This window comes from Mycobacterium pinniadriaticum, assembly GCF_026242045.1.
Taxonomy (GTDB): domain Bacteria; phylum Actinomycetota; class Actinomycetes; order Mycobacteriales; family Mycobacteriaceae; genus Mycobacterium; species Mycobacterium pinniadriaticum.
Genome location: NZ_JAPJDO010000008.1, coordinates 164,690 through 183,056, shown reverse-complemented (window position 1 = coordinate 183,056; position 18,367 = coordinate 164,690). Strand labels below are relative to the sequence as shown.

The following is an 18,367-nucleotide window of genomic DNA, read 5'->3' as shown; positions in this document are numbered from 1 at the left end:
GAGCGGCGGCTCGTGAGCGTCGCGAACCGTCGCGCCGCCTCCCGTAAGCTGGTCAATCGTGGTTTCCTCGGCTCGGCGCAGGCTCGGCGTGATGGGTGGGACATTCGATCCCATCCACCACGGCCACCTGGTCGCCGCCAGCGAGGTGGCCGACCTCTTCGATCTCGACGAGGTGGTGTTCGTACCCACCGGCCAGCCCTGGCAGAAGTCCCGGGAGGTGACCCCGCCCGAGGACCGCTACCTGATGACGGTCATCGCCACCGCGTCCAACCCGCGGTTCTCGGTCAGCCGGGTCGACATCGACCGCGGCGGACCCACCTACACCAATGACACCCTGCGCGATCTGCGTGCCCTCAACCCCGACGCCGACCTGTTCTTCATCACCGGAGCAGACGCGCTGGCCTCGATCCTGTCCTGGCAGAACTGGGAGGAGCTGTTCGCGCTCGCCAAGTTCGTCGGCGTCAGCCGTCCCGGCTACGAACTCAACGGTCAGCACATCGTCGCCGCTTTCGACCAGCTCCCCGAGGAGGCGCTGAGCCTGGTCGAGGTCCCCGCGCTGGCGATCTCATCCACCGACTGCCGCGCCCGCGCCGCCGGAAACCGCCCGATCTGGTACCTGGTGCCCGACGGCGTCGTGCAATACGTGTCCAAACGCCGTCTCTACAGTCCGGCGGGCAAGACAGGCCGGCCAGCCGTCACCAGAATCGAGGAGACCACCACGTGACCGCGTCCGACGAAGCCGTCCAGATGGCCACGGTGGCCGCCCGTGCCGCCGCGGCCAAACTCGCGCAGGATGTCGTCGTGATCGACGTGTCCGGCCAGCTGGTCATCACCGATTGCTTCGTGATCGCCTCGGCATCCAACGAACGACAGGTCAATGCGATCGTCGACGAGGTCGAAGAGAAGATGCGACTGGCCGGACACAAGCCGGCGCGGCGGGAGGGCACCCGGGAAGGCCGGTGGGTGCTGCTGGACTACGTCGACATCGTGGTGCACATCCAGCATCAGGAGGAGCGCAACTTCTACGCCCTGGACCGGTTGTGGCGGGACTGCCCGCTGGTGGACGTCGACCTTGATGATGTCGAGGAGGTCCCGTGAGGGTGCGGCGCCTGGTCATGCTGCGGCACGGACAGACGGAATACAACGCCGGCAGCCGCATGCAGGGTCAGCTCGACACCGAGTTGACCGATCTGGGCCGGGCGCAGGCCGTCGCCGCCGCCGAGGTGCTGGCCAAGCGCCAGCCGCTGTTGATCGTCTCATCGGACCTACGCCGCGCGTATGACACCGGGGTGGCGCTGGGGGAGCGCACCGGGTTGCGGGTCCAGGTGGATACCCGGCTGCGGGAGACCCACCTCGGCGACTGGCAGGGGCTCACACACCACCAGGTGGACGCGGCCGCACCGGGAGCACGGCTGGCCTGGCGCGACGACGCCACCTGGGCCCCGCACGGGGGCGAAAGTCGCATCGACGTCGCGGACCGTAGTGTGCCGCTGGTCGCCGAATTGGTTGCCGGGGAACCGGAGTGGGGCCTCGAGGAGCCCGACCGGCCGCTGGTGCTGGTGGCCCACGGCGGGTTGATCGCGGCGCTGTGCGCGGCGCTGCTCGCCCTGCCCGTCGACAGCTGGCCCGTGCTGGGCGGAATGGGCAACGCCAGCTGGGCGCAGCTGTCCGGGCACGGCGCCGACGATGCCCCCTTCGACGAGATCCGCTGGCGTCTCGATGTATGGAACGCCTCCGCCCAGGTGGCCAATGATGTCCTCTGAGGCTGCCCGCCCGACCCTGCTGATCTTCTGCGATTCGCTGTCGTACTACGGCCCGCAAGGCGGTCTACCCTCCGACGATCCACGGATTTGGCCCAATATCGTTGCTCGACAACTCGATTGGGATATCGAGTTGATCGGCCGGATCGGGTGGACCAGCCGCGACGTGTGGTGGGCGGCGACCCAGGACCCCCGGGCGTGGGCCGCGTTGCCGCGCGCGGGCGCGGTGATCTTCGCGACCAGTGGCATGGACTCGTTGCCCTCGCCGCTGCCGACGGCGCTGCGCGAGCTCATCCGCTACGTGCGCCCGTCATGGCTGCGCCGCTGGATTCGGGATGGGTACGGTTGGGCGCAGCCCAAGCTGTCGCCGATGGCGCGGCCCGCGCTACCCCCGAATCTGACGGTGGAATACCTTGAGATGACCCGTGGTGCACTGGATTTCAACCGGCCAGGCATTCCGATTGTCGCCTCGGTACCATCGGTTCACATTGCGCCCACCTACGGCATGTCTCATCGCGGGCGACCGGGTACGGTTGCCGCGATCACCGAATGGGCTGCCGAGCACGCCATTCCGGTGGTCGACCTGAAGGCCGCGGTGGCCGATGAGGTCCTGGCCGGCCGTGGCAATCCGGACGGTATCCATTGGAATTTCGAAGCACACCAGAGTGTCGCCGATCTGATGCTCAAGGCACTTGCCGAAGTGGGTGTTCCACACGACAAGCCGCTCGACTAACCCATGGCCGTCGTCGTGGTCACCGACTCGTCGGCTCGGCTGCCAGCCGATGATGTCCGGTCCTGCGGTATCCGCGTTGTGCCGCTGCATATTCTGATCGAAGGCCGCGATCTTCGCGACGGGGTGGACCCTGTCCCGGCCGATCTGTACCAGCGGGGGCACGTGAGTACCGCCGGTGCCACCCCGACCGAACTGGCTGAGGCCTACCGGGACGCGCTGCGTGACAGCGGAGGGGAGGGCGTGGTGGCCGTCCACATCTCCGCAGAGCTGTCCAGCACGCTGGGCGCCGCCGAATACGCCGCGCGTGAATTCGGCGGAGCCGTGCGGGTGGTCGACTCGAAATCGACGGCGATGGGCACAGGCTTCGTCGCCCTGGCGGCTGCCCGAGCGGCATTCAATGGAGCGGACCTGGAAACCGTTGCCGCCGAGGCGCAATCGGCGGTGTCCCGGGTTCACGCCTATATCGTGGTCCACCGGCTGGACAACCTGCGTCGCAGTGGACGGATCGGCACGACAGCGTCGTGGCTGGGGACCGCGCTGGCCCTCAAGCCGCTGCTGCGCATCGACGAGCAGGGCCGACTGGTGCTGGCCCAGCGGGTGCGCACCGCATCCAAGGCGCAGGCGGCGATGGTCGAGCAGGTTCTCGAGCTGGTGGGCGAGCGGCGGGCCGCGCTCGCGGTCCACCACATCGACAATCCGGCCGCGGCGGCTGAGATCTCGGCGACCCTGGCCGCAGCGTTGCCCGGGTGCGGCGACGCCGTCGTCACCGACCTGGGCCCGGTGCTCGGCGTGCACGTCGGCACCGGCGCGGTGGGGATCGTCGTCGCCCTCGACCCCACCGATTCGATTCGGGCATAGCGACCGGCCCTGCCCGAACGTATCGGGCAGGGCCGGATTGGGCGGATGTCTGAACAGACACCGACTACTTGCTGGCCGGAGGGGTGAACTGGGCCGCGTTGGACTGCGGGTACAGGTGCACCTTGTGGCGGTGGTACCAGCTCCCCGGTATTGCCTCGGGGGCCGGTTGTGAGGTGACCTCGGGAGCGGCGACCATGCCTGAACGGACATCGGGGCCCACGGCGGCGTCGGCGGCGTTGGCCGTCGCTGCCAACCCGAGCGCGATCCCGCCGGCGATGATCGGGAGCGCGACGATGCGGCCGATACGTGAAGCGATGGTGTTGTTGCTCATTGCTCTTAATCCTCCTGTGTGCGTGGTGTTTTGATAGCTGAGGCCATCCTGTTGAGGCGGCTTCTGACATTGACCATCGCCCAGTGAGCTGAAGCGAAGCTGAAATCCGGTGCAGTGGTGCGTTTTCTTCAGCTTCGCTTCAGAGTGTGGCTTACGCGGCGCAGTGGACTACGAGCTCTCCCCGCCGCGGCACCACGCTGCGACCTCTGAGCGTCCGATGAGCGTGGTGGGGGTTTCTCGGATCTCGTCGATGAGGCGTTCTGCCAGGGTTTCGAGCCCGACCTCGGCAGCCGTGGCCGATCCCAGTGCCTCCATGGTCGGGAGAAGCGTCTCGACGATGTCGGCAACGGCTCGCAACCAGACCTCCGCGGCGATACCGACCCCGATGAAGGTTCGCATGCTCAAGGTCGGCGCCGGCAAACCCGCGTCGGTGAAGGTCCGGTGCAGACGATCGGCCATGTTCCAGGAAGTCCGAGCCCTGTCCACGGTCTCGATGATCCATCGGCAGCACCGGTCATAGGTGGGTGCCGGCGGCGACGAGCGGACTGCACACCAGTCCGGTTCGTGAAAGACCACGATCCCGCCAGGTGCCAGGTGCCGAGAAACTCGACGAAGCATCGCGGCTGGATCCGCCTGGAAAACGAGCACGTAGCGGCCGACGATCGCGTCGAATGGCTCGTCGAAGGTCAATGCGGCGGGGTCGCCGTTGCGGAAATGGACGATATCGGAAAGGCCTGCGGCCGACGCGGCAGCTGATGCCGCGCTCACCGCGGCCGCCGCGGTGTCGGTGCCGATCACCCGCCCGCCGGGCGTGGTCAACTCGGCGGCGAGCATCGCGACATCTCCAGCCCCGCTTCCGACGTCGAGGACTCGCATGCCGGGTGCCAGGCCCGCGGCCGCCAGATACTCCCGGGTGGTCGACTCCAGGAGCGCGGCTTGGCGCCGGAGGCGACCCAATTCGTGATCCGAGTGGCCCAGTACGTAGTCCGGTTGGTTCATGGCTCGCCTGCCTGTGGGATCGAGGATCGGCTTTCGGTAATCAGTCAGTCTTCGCTAGCCGTCGCACGCCCGGTATCCACCGATCAGACGATGGTGGATGCCGACATTCCCGACAAACCGTCTCCGAACTCGCTAGGTTTGTCCGTGACATCGCCCGGATGGGATTTCTCACGGAGGTGAGAGCGATCGTGGCCAGTGAGTTAGACAGCGAATTCCGGCAGCCGACTCCGGCCGGTCGTAACACGGTTCCCAGAAGGGCCATTCTCGCGGCACCAATCCTGGCTCTGCTTCTGCCCGCCTGTTCGCCGGCGGACCAACGTCAGAATGGCACGCCCCCGCAATCGGCGGACGGGGCCGAGTATTTCGCCGCCGATGTCGCTCAAGCCGCCAAGAAGCTCATCGACGTCACACCGGAGGCGCAGCGGGCCGATCTCGTGTTGCCCTTCGACAGTCCGGCGCGCACCCGCGGACGCGATACCAGCCAGACCGAAGCCTTCTGCGCGGTCCTTCAATGGTGTGCCCTGGGGCAGGGCATCACGGTCTGTTCGATGGATATGTCCCAGCGCACCGCGTTGCACGCGCTCCTCAACCGCGCCATGTCCCCCGGGGGCTACCAAGCGCTGCTCGCCGTCATGAACCGCAATCGCGTTATCGGTGAAATGGAGGATGTCGGCGATGGTGGGGTCGTCGGCAGGGTGCTCCAGGAGAATCCAACCGCAGAGGGTGCGGAATCGATATTCGATGTGGCGACGAATCCGGATCCATCGAAGCCGTGGTATCCGGTAGTCGGCGGCGCCAAGGAATTCATCGGTACCGGTACGGCTGTGGACTGGAGCTGGGATCCGCCACCCGGCCTTGCCGCGCGCTACAAGCAATTCTGCGACTACACAATCGCGGTGTTCGGAAACCCGGGCGACGACTCGTGGGCCATCCGATTTGAAGGCCACCACATCACGTTCCAACTGACGTTCGTCACGAAAGCGGACGGGGGCCTCGAGGTGCACTCGACCCCGCTCTTCTACGGTTCGTTCCCGATGGTCATTCCCGAGGACCCCTTCGCGCCCGAAGACACTGCCAAACAATGGCATTGGACCAAGGGTCAAGTCCTCATGCTCGGCGTTGTCCATCACCTGCGTGAGTTCTGGCGGGGAGTCCCCGAGGGGCCCCGCCGCGATGCGTTCATCGGCACCGACCTGCTGAAGCAGGCCTCGCCACTGGTCCTCGACACGCCGCCGTCGTCGCTGGTCGCCGCTGTGGCGCCAACCGTGGACCAGCAGGTGATCACCGCGTACCCGCACATCAGAATACGGCCCGGCGAGTTGAGCGGCGAAGCGCGATGGAACCTCCGGCAGGCCTTCGTGTTCTACATCGGCGCCATGAATTCCAGTGTCGGCGTGGGGTACCTGGCACGGTTCGACCGCGCGGTCGAAGAAGATCGGCCCATGCTGCTCTCCTGGGCGGGTGGCCCACTGGACCAGATCGGCTCGCACCACTTCACCTACGCGGTGGTAGACGATCTCCTGCTCGAAGTCCTGCAGAGCAACCAGTATTCGGTACAGCACGACCCTGAATTCACCGGCAACCACCTCCATTCGATGCTGCGTGATTTGAGCTTCGACTGGGACGACCCGATGCTGCGCCATCAGCAGCACGATCACACCACGACGCCGCCGAAGTGATATGGATGGCAATGCCATTGATCCCGGCGCCTCGCTCTCGTCAAGGGCGCCGGGATCAACAAGGCTTATACAACGGACATACGGTCGCTGTTCATCGGCGATGCCGACCAGGTTGCCCGATGAACCACGGATACCAGAGCTGGTAGTTGCGGGCTTGCGGCTGGGCACTCAAGCTGGCGCTGCCGTTCGTCTGACACAGCGTCGCCTGAGGCGACACAGTCGAACACGTCGGTCCGATCTGGGCGGCCGAGGCTATCGGGGCAGCCGCGATCGGCAGTGCACACAGTCCGGCTGTCACGATGGCGGCGATATAGGTGCGGATGGTCATGATCGGACATCTCCTTGGGTTTCTGACCGCTCAAGCGGCCTCGGTTCGGTACCTGCGATTCACACGTTCGCGCCACCGGCTGAAGCGAACCTGAGGTCAGTGGCAACATGCCGATTTCTTCAGGCACACTTCAGGGCGATTGCGGTGACAGGGTTTTGACGCAGCGGTGAGAATGTCTGATATGTCCGCCAAACAGAGCGCTGATCCCAACCCGCCGCGGGTACTCGTCGTCGAAGACTCGGTTGCGATTCGGGAGATGGTTGTCGAGGCGCTCGCCGACGCCGGCTATGTCAGCGCTGGCCGCGTGCACGGTGGCGGCCTCGAAGACGTGTTGGCAGCGTTTCGGCCCGACGTAGTGGTGCTTGATGTCATGTTGCCGGGTCGCGACGGGTTCGCCCTCATCGACGTGGTGCGCGGCTACGGCGACGCCGGCGTCGTGTTGCTCACTGCGCGAGACGGCTTGGAGGACAGGCTTCGCGGGCTCGACAGCGGAGCCGACGACTATGTGGTCAAGCCGTTCGAGATCGCCGAGTTGCTATCGCGGGTGGCAGCGGTGTTGCGACGCAGGGGCCGGGTCTCGTCAGCCATCCAAGTCGGCGACCTCGTGCTTGACGTCGAAGCCGGCACTGTCAGCCGCGCCGGTGCGGTGATGGACTTGACCGCAACGGAATTGCGGTTGTTGTCCTATCTGGCCGACCAGCGCGGTCGCGTGGTCAGCAAGGATCAGATCCTCGCCGCGGTGTGGGGATACGACGCCTATGACCCCAATCTTGTCGAGGTGCACATCAGCGCGTTGCGCCGCAAACTGGAGGCCCACGGGCCACGGATATTGCACACCGTACGCGGAATCGGCTATCGATTGGCGGCGAGTGCACCGTGAGCCAGAACCTCACGCCGACACCCTCCCTGCGGCGACGCGTCACCCTTGCTGTCGTCGGCCTCATCGCGATGCTGTTGGTGATCGTGGGTATCGTGTTCGACCTGGTATTCGGGGCACGCCTCACCGATGATCTCGACGATGAAATGGTCGACCTGTTCTACGATGCCCCGGCCCTGGTCGAGGGGGGACTGAGTTCGCGAGACCTGGTCAACGTCCTCAAGTCACCCGAATTCCGGGTGCAGGTGGTCGGTGCGGATGGCACGGTCTACGGCGACCCTCAGGTAGTCCCCGCCGAACGGCATGCACACCCACTGCCCAAGCCGGTTCCGGCCGATATACGGCCGTCGACCCCGCTGCCCTGGGGGGACCTGCCCAGCCTCAAGATAAGCGGTGACCTGCCGGATGGCTCGCTGCTGACCATGCAGGCCGACACCAGCGGGATCACCCGCACGCGCAACGCCATGCGGTGGTACATGCTGTTCGGATCGCTCGGCACGCTTGCGGTGGCGACGCTGGCGGTGCGGTGGGTGGCGGGCCGAGCGCTGTCGCCGCTGCAGCGTCTCATCGCCACGGCCGACGGCATCACGCGTGGCGCCCGGGGGCGCCGTATCCACCCGGATCGCCGGTCGACAGAACTCGGCAAGGCCGCGGAGGCCTTCGACCGCATGCTCGACGCGATGGAATCAGCCGAACTGGCGGCCAAGGACGCCGCCGCAGTGGCTCGCCGGGCCGAGGCGCAGAGCAAACAATTCCTCTCCGATGCGGCTCACGAGCTGCGAACTCCGCTTGCCGGGATCCAGGTCATCGCCGACCAGCTCATGGCCAGCACCGGAACCCGTCCCGATGAACCGAGCGGCGCCGGCGTCCCGGGAACCCGGACGCGTCGGCACGCCGAGCTGTTGTGCAGTGAGACCCGCCGAGCCGCCCGCCTGCTCAACGACCTGCTCGACATCGCCCGCATCGACGCCGGCGTCAGCCTTCGTCCCGAGCGCACCGACCTCGGGCGCATCGTGGACGATGAAGTGGACCGGGCCGCGATGCTGGCGCCCGGGCTGAGCGTGCGGCGCACCGGCGAACGACAGCTCTACGTCGACGCGGACCCGAACAGATTGGCCCAGATCCTGTCGAACCTCCTCGACAACGCCCGTCGGCACACCCCGCCGTCCGGGCATATCACCGTGAACGTCGAAAGAGCAGACGGCACAGCGCAAGTCACCGTGAGCGATACCGGGCCAGGCGTTCCCGACGACGATCGAGAGAGGATATTCGACCGGCTGGTCCGCCTCGATGACGCCCGAGACCGGGATTCCGGGGGTGCCGGGCTCGGGTTGGCGATCGCCCGCGGCCTCGCCGAGGCTCACGGCGCAGCATTGGTCTGCCTGCCCAACGACGGTGGTGCCGTATTCCGCCTGTCGCTGCCGCTCAGTCAAGCGCTGCGACCTGAGCCGGCACAGCAATGACCACCGACCGCACGGCGACGTGGCCATCCTGAAGCGAGGCTGAAGAAAACCGGGCTGATGCGCTCGCCTTCAGGTCCGCTTCAGTCGGACCCGCCAGCGTGAAGAAGGTACACAGCCAAGGGCGCCCGCAGGAGGATCCGATGCCTGCATCTCAACCCGAGCGGTCGCCGAAGAAAGGAGTTCTTCGAACATGACTGCTTCCGACACAGCCACACTGACCATCGACGCGCCGACTCCGGACCGCGCCGAGCGACGCGCCACCCGCTTTTGGTCGCCGTCCAGCACCGTGGCGCGGTATCTCGTCGAAGGGATCGGAACGTTGTTCCTGGTCTTCACGGTCGGGGCCAGCGTCCGGGGTGGCAGCGCCTTGGCGCCGCTGGCCATCGGCGGGGTTTTGATGGCGATGATCTACGCCGGTGGCCACATCTCCGGTGGCCACTTCAACCCGGCAGTGACCGTGGCGGCCCTGGTGCGCGGACGCATCAAACTGCGCGATGCGGCCGGATACTGGGTGGCTCAGCTCGTCGGCGGCCTGCTCGGCGCCGGCGCCGTGCTCGCGGTTGTCGAGACCGGGCAAAGTACACCGATCGACGTGTCGGGACATGCGATGGTAGCGGCGTTGGTCGCCGAACTGCTGTTCACCTTCGCCCTGTGCTACGTCGTGCTGAACGTGGCCACCAGCAAAGACCACCCCGACAACTCGTTCTACGGGCTGGCGATCGGCTTCACCGTGGTCGCGGGCGCTGTCGCCGTCGGCGGCGTCTCCGGTGCCGCGTTCAACCCGGCCGTGGTCCTCGGTGGAGTTGTGAGCGGCTTGTTCAGTGCGACGATGTTGCCGGTGTACGTCACCGTTCAGGTCATCGCCGGTGTCGCCGCGGGGCTGGTGTTCCGGACGCTGAACCCCGACGACAAGTAGACATCTGCACACCGTCCGTCTCAAGCGTTCCCCCTCCCGACCGGCCATCGGCGGGAGGGGGAACGCTTTGGTCCGGTCAGCCGGGGGAGGCCGGCCAGGATCACCGCGCCGCGGTGACCCGTCACGCCTGCCGGAGCGCCTCGATCTCCAACGTGACGGTCACCTTGTCACCGACGACGGCTCCGCCGGTTTCCAGCGGCATGTCGATATCGATGCCGAAGTCCTTGCGGTTCAACACCACTGACGCCTCAAATCCGGCGACCGCGCCATGTCCCATGCCTGGATTGACGCCGTTGAACTGCAGCGGCATGGTGATCCGCCGGGTCACCCCCTTGAGGGTGAAATCACCCTCGAGGGTGTAGTCCTCACCGTCGGGGGTCACCGAGGTCGAGGTGAATGTGGCGGTCGGGTGCTTCTCGACATCGAAGAAATCGGCCGATCGCAGATGCGCATCGCGCTGTTCGTTGCCGGTGTTGACCGCGGCGACGTCGATTTCGGCGGATACCGACGGGCTGCCGTCGGCGGCCACGGTCACCGCACCGCTGAAGGTGCCGAAGGTCCCACGGACCTTACTGACGACAAGGTGACGTGCCGAGAAGCTGATCGACGAGTGGACGGGGTCGATCGCCCAGGTTCCTGCGCTGAGTTCGGTGGTCTGAGCCGGTGCGGCCATCGGGGTTTCTCCTTGATCCGGTGCTGCCGGACCCGGTGCCCGGCGCTACACCAAGGAGTAAACGGACCGCGGTCCGGATCCATTCCCGCCCAGGTTTAGCCCGCGAACCGCCCACCGCGTGGGGCCGGTTCCAGCCTCGCCTGGCCTCCAGCGACGCCCGCGTCACCTCCGGCCAGCCTCGCTGAACCGCCCGGTGACCGGCGGCAGGTCGGCCAGCGTCACGATGCCCGGTTCGGCCGCCACCACCGCGGGCACGGCGTTGGTCACCGGCATCGCGGTGTAGATCATGCCCAGCCCCATGAAGCCGGGTTCGGCCCAGTTCTTCGGCGGCAGGCAGTGCAGCACCGTGCGCATGTTGGGCACACCGAACACCTGGATGACGTGACCGTGTTCGAGTGGCTTCGGTGGGACCACGTGGCTGCCCATGATCCAGTTGAAGCCGACGCTGACGACGTTGCGCTCACCCACCCAGCCCCGGTGGTAGCCGTAGACGCCGCCGACGGTGCCCTTCGGGATCATCATGAATCCGAGGTCGCTGTCACCGGTCGCGGTGGTGAACGTGACGTCGAAGGTCATCCGGTCCAGATGCGCGCCGATCGCATCGGCCATCATCGCCGCCGACTCGGCGAACACCTCACTCTCGCGGCGCACGCTGTCTTCCAGTCCGGGGGTGTTCGGATCGCAACCGAAGCCCATCGCGGACTGGGTGCCCGCCGACTCATACGTCGAACAATCCACCGACTCGGTGATGCGGATCTCCTCGACACTCTCGCAGGCGCCTGATAGCACCATGCCGACCATATTCGTCATCCCGGGGTGCGCGCCGCTGCCGAAGATCGTGGAATTGCCTTTTTCACAGGCCTTTCGGATCCTGGTCAGGTCGTCGGGGGTCTGCTTGCCGCCGGTGATCCAGGCCGCCGACGAACATACGTTGACCCCGGCCTCCAGTAACCGCACCAGCTCGTCGACACTGGGCCACAACGGGTTGTAGCAGCAGGCGTCCGGCTTGGCCGCCAGCAGCGCGTCGATGTCGTTGGTCGCGGTGATGCCGGTCGGTTCGGGCCAGCCGGACAGTTCGGCGGCATCGACTCCCAGCTTGTCGGCGCCGTGGGCGTACACCCCGACCAGCTCGAGGTCCGGCCTGTTGATGATCGCGTGCAACGACCGGCGGCCGATGTTGCCGGTGGTCCACTGGATCACCCGGATGGGTCGGCCGGCGGTGGCGGTCATGGGGAGTCCTCCTCGACTGGCGGCACGTGACACTCCTGAGGGTTTTACCTCAGGCGAAGTGCCAGGCGCAGTCCCCAGTCTCGGTTTCGTCCACAGGGGAGTCCGTCGGACGCCCCTGGCGGCCGAGTCGCGTTCGCGGCGCGGCTTACGGTCGCGGCATGCGAACCGAGCAGCCGCTGGCAAGCCTGCACCGTAGGCTGCGTCCCGGTGACGCAGCTGACGCCGACGACGAGGCCGGCGAGGACATTCCGGTAGCGAGCTGGATCCCCGCCGGGCAGGCCGACCGCGGTGCGGGCTGGCTGGCCGCGGTGCGGGCCGACCCGGGCCGCACCGGCGGTATCGCGCTGGCGGTGATCGCCGTCATCGCCCTGCTCGTCACGGTGTTCACGCTGATGCGTGACGATCCACCGCCGGTGGTGTCGGCCAAGCTCCCCCCGGTGGAAATGGTGTCCTCCGCTGCTGCCCGCCCGCCGGGCCCCGACCCCAACCAGCCGGTCGTGGTCAGCGTCGTCGGATTGGTCGCCAAACCAGGCCTGGTGACGCTGGCCCCGGATGCCCGCATCGCCGACGCGGTATCGGCCGCCGGCGGCGCGATCGACGGGGCCGACACGCTCGGACTCAACCTCGCCCGTCACCTCAGTGACGGCGAACAGATCGTCGTCGGCATCGCAACACCGACGGGCCAGCCCACCTCATTGGGCAGCTCGGTCAGCGGCGGGTCGCCGCCCGCCGCTTCTGCGGCGCCGGGCAACCGACCATCGGCCGAACCGGTCGACCTGAACACCGCCACCGTCGAGCAGCTCGACGCACTGCCCGGCCTCGGGCCGGTGACCGCCGCCGCCATCGTGGCCTGGCGCGACGCCAACGGGAAGTTCACCAGCGTCGACCAGCTCGGCGACGTCGACGGCATCGGTCCAGCGCGGCTGGACAAATTGCGGGCATTGGTCCGGGTGTGACCGATGCCGCCACTACCCGCCTGGATCTGCGCTTGGTGCCGGCCGCGGCGACCGCCTGGGTGGCCACGGCTGTGGGGATCACCTGGACGGTCGGCCCGGCGCTGGCCGTGGTGTGCACGGTCATCGGGCTCGGCTGGGCCGCGCTGGCCCGATGGTGCGGCGAGACCCGGCCCGCCCTGAGGGCCGCCGCCGTCGCAGTGATCGGCCCGGCCATGCTTGGGGCGGCTTTCGCGCTCGCGGCGGCGGTGCGCAGTGACGCGGTTCGGGACCATCCGGTCGGGCACCGGTTCGGCACCGTAGCCACGGTCACGGTGAAACCGCGGGAGGAGCCCAGGCCGCTGGGTAACGGGCGGTTGATGTTCCGTGGCGCGCTGGTCGAATTGGACGGTGGTGAAATATCGGGTGCCGTAGTGGTTTTCGCTCCGGTGCTTGGCTTCGGCGAGTTGATGCCGGGCCAGCCTGCCCGGTTCACGGCCCGAGTCACCCGCCCGAGCCGCCACGATCTCACCGTGGCGGTACTCAACGCCAGCGGTGAACCGGCCCTCGGCCGGGCATCCCCGATACAGCGGGCGGCCCGGGCGGTTCGCGCGCGGTTCGCCGCCGTGGCCCGCGATGTGCTGCCAGGGGACCAGGCCGCGATATTGCCCGGGCTCGTGCTTGGTGACACCTCCGCGGTATCTGCGGCCACCACAGCGCAGTTCCGCATCGCCGGGCTCACCCATCTGACCGCGGTATCGGGAGCCAACGTCACGATCGTGTGCGCAGCGGTGCTGCTGTCGGTGAGCCTCGTTGGCCCGCGGATCGCCGTCGGCCTGGCCGCCGTCGCGCTGGTGGCGTTCGTCGTCCTGGTGCAACCGACCGCGAGCGTGCTGCGGGCCGCGGTGATGGGCGGTATCGCGCTCGTCGCGGTTCTGTCCGCCCGCCGAGGCCAGGCGATTCCGACATTGGCGGCGACCGTGCTCGGATTGCTCACCGTGGCACCACAATTGGCGGTCGACGCCGGCTTCGCGCTGTCGGTGTCGGCGACCGCTGCGCTTGTCCTGTTGGCCCCGGGCTGGTCAGCGCGGTTGGTCGCGCGTGGCTGGCCCAAGCCGTTGGCCGACGCGGTCTGCATCGCGATGGCCGCTCAACTGGTCACCGCACCGTTGGTGGCGGCGATCTCCGGTCGCCTGAGCGTGGTCGGCGTGTTGGCCAATGTGGCTGTGGCGGCGGTGATTCCACCGATCACTGTGCTGGGGACCGCGGCGGCGGCGGTGTGCTGGGTGTGGGCGCCCGCCGGTGGGCTGTTGATCCGTTTCACCGGCCCCGAGCTCTGGTGGCTGCTACATGTCGCGTCGACCGCCGCGAAGGTTCCCGGTGCCGCGGTGCCGGTGCCGTCGGGGCTCGCCGGGGTGGTGACGGTCGGCACAGTCACCCTGGCCGCCGTGCTGGTGTGTCGACGGGTCTCGGCCGGTGTCCGCCGGTGTCAGCCGGTCGTGAAACGATCGTGTCGTGAGCGCGACGGTGGCCGGCCTGCATTTGATCCTGGGTGACGAGGAATTACTCGTCGATCGCGCGATCTCCGAGGTGCTGCGCGTCGCCCGCGCGGCGGCGGGCAGCCCCGATGTCCCGGTGGATCGCCTGCGCGCCGGCGAGGTGTCGGTCAACGAGCTCGCCGAACTGCTCAGCCCGTCGCTGTTCGCCGACGAGCGGGTGGTGGTGCTCGAATCGGCCGCCGAAGCCGGTAAGGACGCCGTCGAACTGATCGCCACGGCGGCCGCCGACCTCCCGCCCGGCACCGTGCTGGCCGTCGTGCACTCCGGCGGCGGGCGGGCCAAGGCACTGGCCGACCAGCTCAAGAAACTCGGCGCCCAGGTCCACGCCTGCGCCAAGATCGCCAAGGCCACCGAGCGGGCCGACTTCGTCCGCGCCGAGTTCCGCACGTTGAAGGTCAAGGTCGACGACGACACCGTCACCGCGCTGCTCGATGCCGTCGGCTCCGATATCCGGGAGCTCGCCTCGGCCTGCTCGCAGCTGGTCGCCGACACCGCCGGCCGCATCGACGCGGTCGCGGTCCAGCGCTACCACAGCGGTAAGGCGGAGGTGTCCGGGTTCGATATCGCGGACAAGGCCGTCGTCGGTGATGTCGCCGGGTCGGCCGAGGCGCTGCGGTGGGCGATGATGCGCGGCGTGCCGCACGTCGTCCTGGCCGACGCGCTGGCCGAGGCGGTGCACGCGATCGCGAGGGTCGGCCCGATCTCGGGCGACCCATACCGGCTGGCCGGTGAGCTGGGGATGCCGCCGTGGCGCATCCAGAAGGCTCAGAAACAGTCGCGGCGCTGGTCGCGGGAGAAGGTGGCGACGGCGATCCGGCTGGTGGCGGCGCTGAATGCCGACGTCAAGGGCGCAGCAGCCGACGCCGACTACGTCCTGGAGGATGCGGTGCGCAAAGTGGCGCAATTGGCCGCCGGGGGCGGCCGGGAGTGATCAGAGCTTGTTGAGGGCCTGAGCCAGCGCGGACTTCTTGTTCGCCGCCTGGTTCTTGTGAATGACGCCCTTGCTTGCGGCCTTGTCCAGCTTGCGGCTGGTCGACGCGAGCAGCTCGGCGGCCTTATCCTTGTCGCCCTCGGCAGCGGCCTCGCGGAATCCGCGGATCGCGGTGTGAAGCGAACTCTTCACCGACTTGTTGCGCACCCGGCGCCGCTCGTTGGTGCGGATGCGCTTTTCCTGCGACTTGATGTTGGCCACGCGTTAGTTCCTCGATTTTCTTGCTTTGGGGTCTCTGTCTTGCCGGGGCCGTCGGGCCCTCGGGCAGCGACTGCTCAGGGTACCAGTCTGGGTGTGAATCTCCCAAAGTCGAGCTCACTGGCCTGCCGAAACGGCGATCGTGGTGCAGCATGTGACAGGTGAGCCTTCGTACCTTGCCCCCGGAAACCAGTCGGTCGTCGCGCAATGGTTCGAAACAGGCGCGCAGTCATGACCACATCTTCGGCGGCTACAACGACCTGGGCTCCTACGCCAAGGCGTTCGACGAGATGTTCGACAACCAGGGCAACGTCCGCGGTCCCTACAAGGGCATCCACGCCGAACTCGCCCCATCGGACGCCGATGACCTGGAAGCCAGGGCAGAGGCGCTGGGCCGCGCCTTCATCGACCAGGGCATCACGTTCTCGCTGTCCGGCCAGGAGCGGCCCTTTCCGCTGGACCTGGTGCCGCGGGTCATCTCCGCGGCCGAGTGGTCCCGGCTCGAACGGGGCATCACCCAGCGGGTCAAGGCGCTGGAGATGTATCTCGACGACATCTACGGCGATCAGGAGATCCTGCGTGACGGTGTGATCCCGCGCCGGTTGATCACCTCCTGCGAGCACTTCCACCGGCAGGCCGCCGGGATCAACCCGCCCAACGGTGTGCGCATCCACGTCGCCGGTATCGACCTGATCCGTGACGCGCAGGGCACCTTCCGCGTGCTGGAGGACAACCTGCGATCCCCGTCGGGTGTTTCGTACGTGATGGAGAACCGGCGCACCATGGCCCGGGTCTTCCCGAACCTGTTCGCGACCCATCGGGTGCGCGCGGTCGGCGACTACTCGTCTCATCTGCTCCGGGCGCTGCGCAACGCCGCGGCCACCAACGAGGCCGACCCCACCGTCGTCGTCCTCACCCCCGGCCCGTTCAACTCGGCCTATTTCGAGCACTCCCTGCTGGCCCGGCAGATGGGGGTGGAGCTGGTCGAGGGCCGCGACCTGTTCTGCCGAGACAACGTGGTCTACATGCGCACCACCGAGGGGGAGCGCCAGGTCGACGTGATCTATCGCCGCATCGACGACGACTTCCTGGACCCGATGCAATTCCGTCCCGACTCGGTGCTGGGGGTGGCGGGCCTGCTCAACGCGGCCCGCGCCGGCAACGTCGTGATCTCCAGTGCGGTCGGCAACGGCGTGGGCGACGACAAACTCGTCTACACCTATGTGCCGACCATCATCGAGTACTACCTCGGTGAGAAGCCGTCGCTGGCCAACGTCGACACGCTGCGCTGCTGGCTTGAGGAGGAACGCGAAGAGGTGCTCGACCGTCTCGACGAGTTGGTGATCAAACCGGTCGAGGGCTCCGGCGGCTACGGGATCGTGTTCGGTCCAGACGCCTCCGAGAAGGAACTGGCCACCATCCGCAAGAAGGTCATCGGCGATCCACGCGGCTGGATCGCCCAGCCGGTGGTGCAGCTGTCGACGGTGCCCACCAAGGTCGGGGACGCCCTGGCGCCGCGGCACGTCGATCTGCGCCCGTTCGCCGTCAATGACGGGGAAGAGGTGTGGGTGCTGCCCGGCGGGCTGACCCGGGTCGCCCTTACCGAAGGGTCGCTGGTGGTCAACTCCAGCCAGGGCGGTGGGTCCAAGGACACCTGGGTGCTGGCATCGCGCTCGTCGGTGGCCGCCCGTGAACTCGGCGCCGCTGAGATCGTTCGCAAGATTCCCAAGCCGTCCAAGGCGCAGCCCGCCGAGAAGGGCTCCGAGCAGTCCTTCAGCCTGCACCAGCAGGGCCAGCAGCAGCAGAGCCAGCAGCAGCAACAGCAGGTGATGCGCTGATGCTCGCCCGCAACGCCGAGGCGCTGTACTGGATCGGCCGCTATGTCGAGCGTGCCGATGACACCGCCCGGATTCTCGACATCACCGTCCACCAGCTGCTCGAAGACTCCAGCGTCGACCCCGACCAGACCTCCCGGGTGCTGCTGCAGGTGTTGGGCATCGAGCCGCCCAAACACCAGCTCGACCTGTGGTCACTGACCGACTTGGTGGCGTTCAGCCGGGAGCTGGAGGGCGGCTGCTCGATCGTCGATGCCATCTCTGCCGCGCGCGAAAATGCCCGCTCGGCAAGGGAAGTCACGTCCTCGGACATGTGGGAGTGTCTCAACACGACCTACAACGCGCTCGCCGAACGCGAACGCGCGGCGCGTCGGCTCGGCCCGCACGAGTTCTTCAGCTTCATCGAGGGTCGAGCAGCCATGTTCGCCGGGCTGGCCGACTCGACCCTGTCCCGCGACGACGGCTACCGCTTTCTGGTGCTGGGCCGAGCAATCGAGCGGGTCGACATGACGGTGCGGCTGCTGCTGTCCCGGGTAGGAGACAGCGCGTCCTCGCCGGCCTGGGTGACGGTGTTGCGCTCCGCCGGTGGGCACGACACCTATCTGCGGACCTACCGCGGCGTACTCGACGCCAGCCGGGTCGTCGAATTCATGTTGCTGGACCGGCTTTTTCCGCGGTCGGTCTACTACTCGCTGAAGCTGGCCGAGCACAGCCTCGACGAACTGATGCATCGCCAGCACAACCGGGTCGGGTCCACCGCCGAGGCGCAGCGTCTGCTCGGCCGGGCCAGAAGCGAGCTCGAGTTCATCCGGCCAGGCGTGCTGTTGGAGTCGCTCGAAGAGCGGCTGGCCGGGCTGCAGGAGATGTGCCGGGACGTCGGGGAAGCGGTAGCGCTGCAATACTTCCACTCCGCACCGTGGGTCGCCTGGTCGGACGCGGGCCAGCACGGTGCGCTGGTCATTGAAGAAGGGGAGATCTAACGATGAGCGCCTGCGCGAAGAGAAT

General features: G+C 67.5%; 20 protein-coding genes. 14 read left to right on the top strand and 6 right to left on the bottom strand.

All coding sequences use genetic code 11. The features are described from left to right. Window positions 1-58 precede the first annotated feature (58 nt). Genes nadD through ORI27_RS12150 form a run of 5 tightly spaced genes read left to right on the top strand, consistent with a single transcriptional unit; the run spans window position 59 to window position 3,351 of the window. Window positions 59-724, top strand: a complete 666-nt coding sequence (gene nadD, locus ORI27_RS12170; protein ID WP_265997098.1) for a nicotinate-nucleotide adenylyltransferase — start codon at window positions 59-61, stop codon at window positions 722-724. Continuing rightward, window positions 721-1,098, top strand: coding sequence for a ribosome silencing factor (gene rsfS / locus ORI27_RS12165; protein WP_265997097.1), 378 nt, complete (start codon window positions 721-723; stop codon window positions 1,096-1,098). Before nadD ends, rsfS begins: the two co-directional genes overlap by 4 nt. Continuing rightward, window positions 1,095-1,763 carry a glucosyl-3-phosphoglycerate phosphatase gene (gene gpgP, locus ORI27_RS12160; protein WP_265997096.1) on the top strand — a complete coding sequence of 223 codons (669 nt, stop codon included), beginning with the start codon at window positions 1,095-1,097 and terminating at the stop codon, window positions 1,761-1,763. The genes rsfS and gpgP overlap by 4 nt, the downstream gene beginning before the upstream one ends. Next, a complete protein-coding gene (octT, locus tag ORI27_RS12155; RefSeq protein WP_265997095.1) occupies window positions 1,753-2,493 on the top strand; it encodes a diglucosylglycerate octanoyltransferase in 741 nt (246 codons plus the stop codon). The genes gpgP and octT overlap by 11 nt, the downstream gene beginning before the upstream one ends. A 3-nt stretch (window positions 2,494-2,496) precedes the next feature. Next, window positions 2,497-3,351, top strand: coding sequence for a DegV family protein (locus ORI27_RS12150; protein WP_265997094.1), 855 nt, complete (start codon window positions 2,497-2,499; stop codon window positions 3,349-3,351). A 64-nt stretch (window positions 3,352-3,415) separates the two neighbouring features. On the opposite strand, the gene ORI27_RS12145 is transcribed toward ORI27_RS12150, so the two are convergent. Both ORI27_RS12145 and ORI27_RS12140 read right to left on the bottom strand, forming a co-directional pair. Next, window positions 3,416-3,682 (bottom strand): hypothetical protein, encoded by a 267-nt coding sequence (locus tag ORI27_RS12145; protein ID WP_265997093.1) that lies wholly within the window; start codon window positions 3,680-3,682, stop codon window positions 3,416-3,418. Between the two features lie 168 nt (window positions 3,683-3,850). After that, window positions 3,851-4,681, bottom strand: a complete 831-nt coding sequence (locus ORI27_RS12140; protein WP_265997092.1) for a class I SAM-dependent methyltransferase — start codon at window positions 4,679-4,681, stop codon at window positions 3,851-3,853. A 188-nt stretch (window positions 4,682-4,869) separates the two neighbouring features. On the opposite strand from ORI27_RS12140, the gene ORI27_RS12135 reads away from it, so the two are divergent. Beyond that, a complete protein-coding gene (locus tag ORI27_RS12135; RefSeq protein WP_265997091.1) occupies window positions 4,870-6,360 on the top strand; it encodes a DUF3500 domain-containing protein in 1,491 nt (496 codons plus the stop codon). A gap of 91 nt (window positions 6,361-6,451) precedes the next feature. Here the strand turns inward: ORI27_RS12135 and ORI27_RS12130 are convergent, their stop codons facing one another. Next, the gene (locus ORI27_RS12130) at window positions 6,452-6,688 is read right to left on the bottom strand and encodes a hypothetical protein (RefSeq protein ID WP_265997090.1); all 237 of its coding nucleotides are present in this window, start codon (window positions 6,686-6,688) and stop codon (window positions 6,452-6,454) included. Window positions 6,689-6,869: 181 nt separating this feature from the next. On the opposite strand from ORI27_RS12130, the gene ORI27_RS12125 reads away from it, so the two are divergent. From ORI27_RS12125 to ORI27_RS12115, 3 genes are all read left to right on the top strand, one after another. After that, complete coding sequence (locus ORI27_RS12125) at window positions 6,870-7,568, top strand: response regulator transcription factor (RefSeq protein ID WP_265997089.1); 699 nt, start codon at window positions 6,870-6,872, stop codon at window positions 7,566-7,568. Next, window positions 7,565-9,028 carry a sensor histidine kinase gene (locus tag ORI27_RS12120; RefSeq protein ID WP_265997088.1) on the top strand — a complete coding sequence of 488 codons (1,464 nt, stop codon included), beginning with the start codon at window positions 7,565-7,567 and terminating at the stop codon, window positions 9,026-9,028. Before ORI27_RS12125 ends, ORI27_RS12120 begins: the two co-directional genes overlap by 4 nt. 190 nt (window positions 9,029-9,218) lie before the next feature. Beyond that, entirely contained in the window at window positions 9,219-9,944 is a 726-nt protein-coding gene (locus ORI27_RS12115; RefSeq protein ID WP_265997087.1) for an MIP/aquaporin family protein, read from the top strand. A gap of 121 nt (window positions 9,945-10,065) precedes the next feature. Here ORI27_RS12115 and ORI27_RS12110 read toward each other — a convergent pair whose 3' ends face one another. After that, entirely contained in the window at window positions 10,066-10,617 is a 552-nt protein-coding gene (locus ORI27_RS12110; RefSeq protein WP_265997086.1) for a YceI family protein, read from the bottom strand. Window positions 10,618-10,779: 162 nt separating this feature from the next. Further along, entirely contained in the window at window positions 10,780-11,847 is a 1,068-nt protein-coding gene (locus ORI27_RS12105) for an NAD(P)H-dependent amine dehydrogenase family protein (protein WP_265997085.1), read from the bottom strand. A gap of 158 nt (window positions 11,848-12,005) precedes the next feature. Between ORI27_RS12105 and ORI27_RS12100 the strand changes: the two genes are divergently transcribed. From ORI27_RS12100 to holA, 3 genes are read left to right on the top strand one after another with little or no spacing between them, the layout of a single operon-like run. Then, a complete protein-coding gene (locus ORI27_RS12100; protein ID WP_265997084.1) occupies window positions 12,006-12,803 on the top strand; it encodes a ComEA family DNA-binding protein in 798 nt (265 codons plus the stop codon). Further along, complete coding sequence (locus ORI27_RS12095) at window positions 12,800-14,335, top strand: ComEC/Rec2 family competence protein (protein WP_265997083.1); 1,536 nt, start codon at window positions 12,800-12,802, stop codon at window positions 14,333-14,335. Before ORI27_RS12100 ends, ORI27_RS12095 begins: the two co-directional genes overlap by 4 nt. Further along, window positions 14,316-15,269 carry a DNA polymerase III subunit delta gene (holA, locus tag ORI27_RS12090; protein WP_265997150.1) on the top strand — a complete coding sequence of 318 codons (954 nt, stop codon included), beginning with the start codon at window positions 14,316-14,318 and terminating at the stop codon, window positions 15,267-15,269. The genes ORI27_RS12095 and holA overlap by 20 nt, the downstream gene beginning before the upstream one ends. On the opposite strand, the gene rpsT is transcribed toward holA, so the two are convergent. Next, window positions 15,270-15,530 carry a 30S ribosomal protein S20 gene (gene rpsT, locus ORI27_RS12085; RefSeq protein ID WP_265997082.1) on the bottom strand — a complete coding sequence of 87 codons (261 nt, stop codon included), beginning with the start codon at window positions 15,528-15,530 and terminating at the stop codon, window positions 15,270-15,272. Window positions 15,531-15,817: 287 nt separating this feature from the next. On the opposite strand from rpsT, the gene ORI27_RS12080 reads away from it, so the two are divergent. Together ORI27_RS12080 and ORI27_RS12075 are read left to right on the top strand one after the other, a co-directional pair. Beyond that, window positions 15,818-17,365: a circularly permuted type 2 ATP-grasp protein gene (locus tag ORI27_RS12080; RefSeq protein ID WP_265997149.1), complete on the top strand. Its 1,548-nt coding sequence runs from the start codon at window positions 15,818-15,820 to the stop codon at window positions 17,363-17,365. Next, the gene (locus ORI27_RS12075) at window positions 17,365-18,342 is read left to right on the top strand and encodes an alpha-E domain-containing protein (RefSeq protein ID WP_265997081.1); all 978 of its coding nucleotides are present in this window, start codon (window positions 17,365-17,367) and stop codon (window positions 18,340-18,342) included. Before ORI27_RS12080 ends, ORI27_RS12075 begins: the two co-directional genes overlap by 1 nt. The last annotated feature ends 25 nt before the right edge of the window (window positions 18,343-18,367 follow it).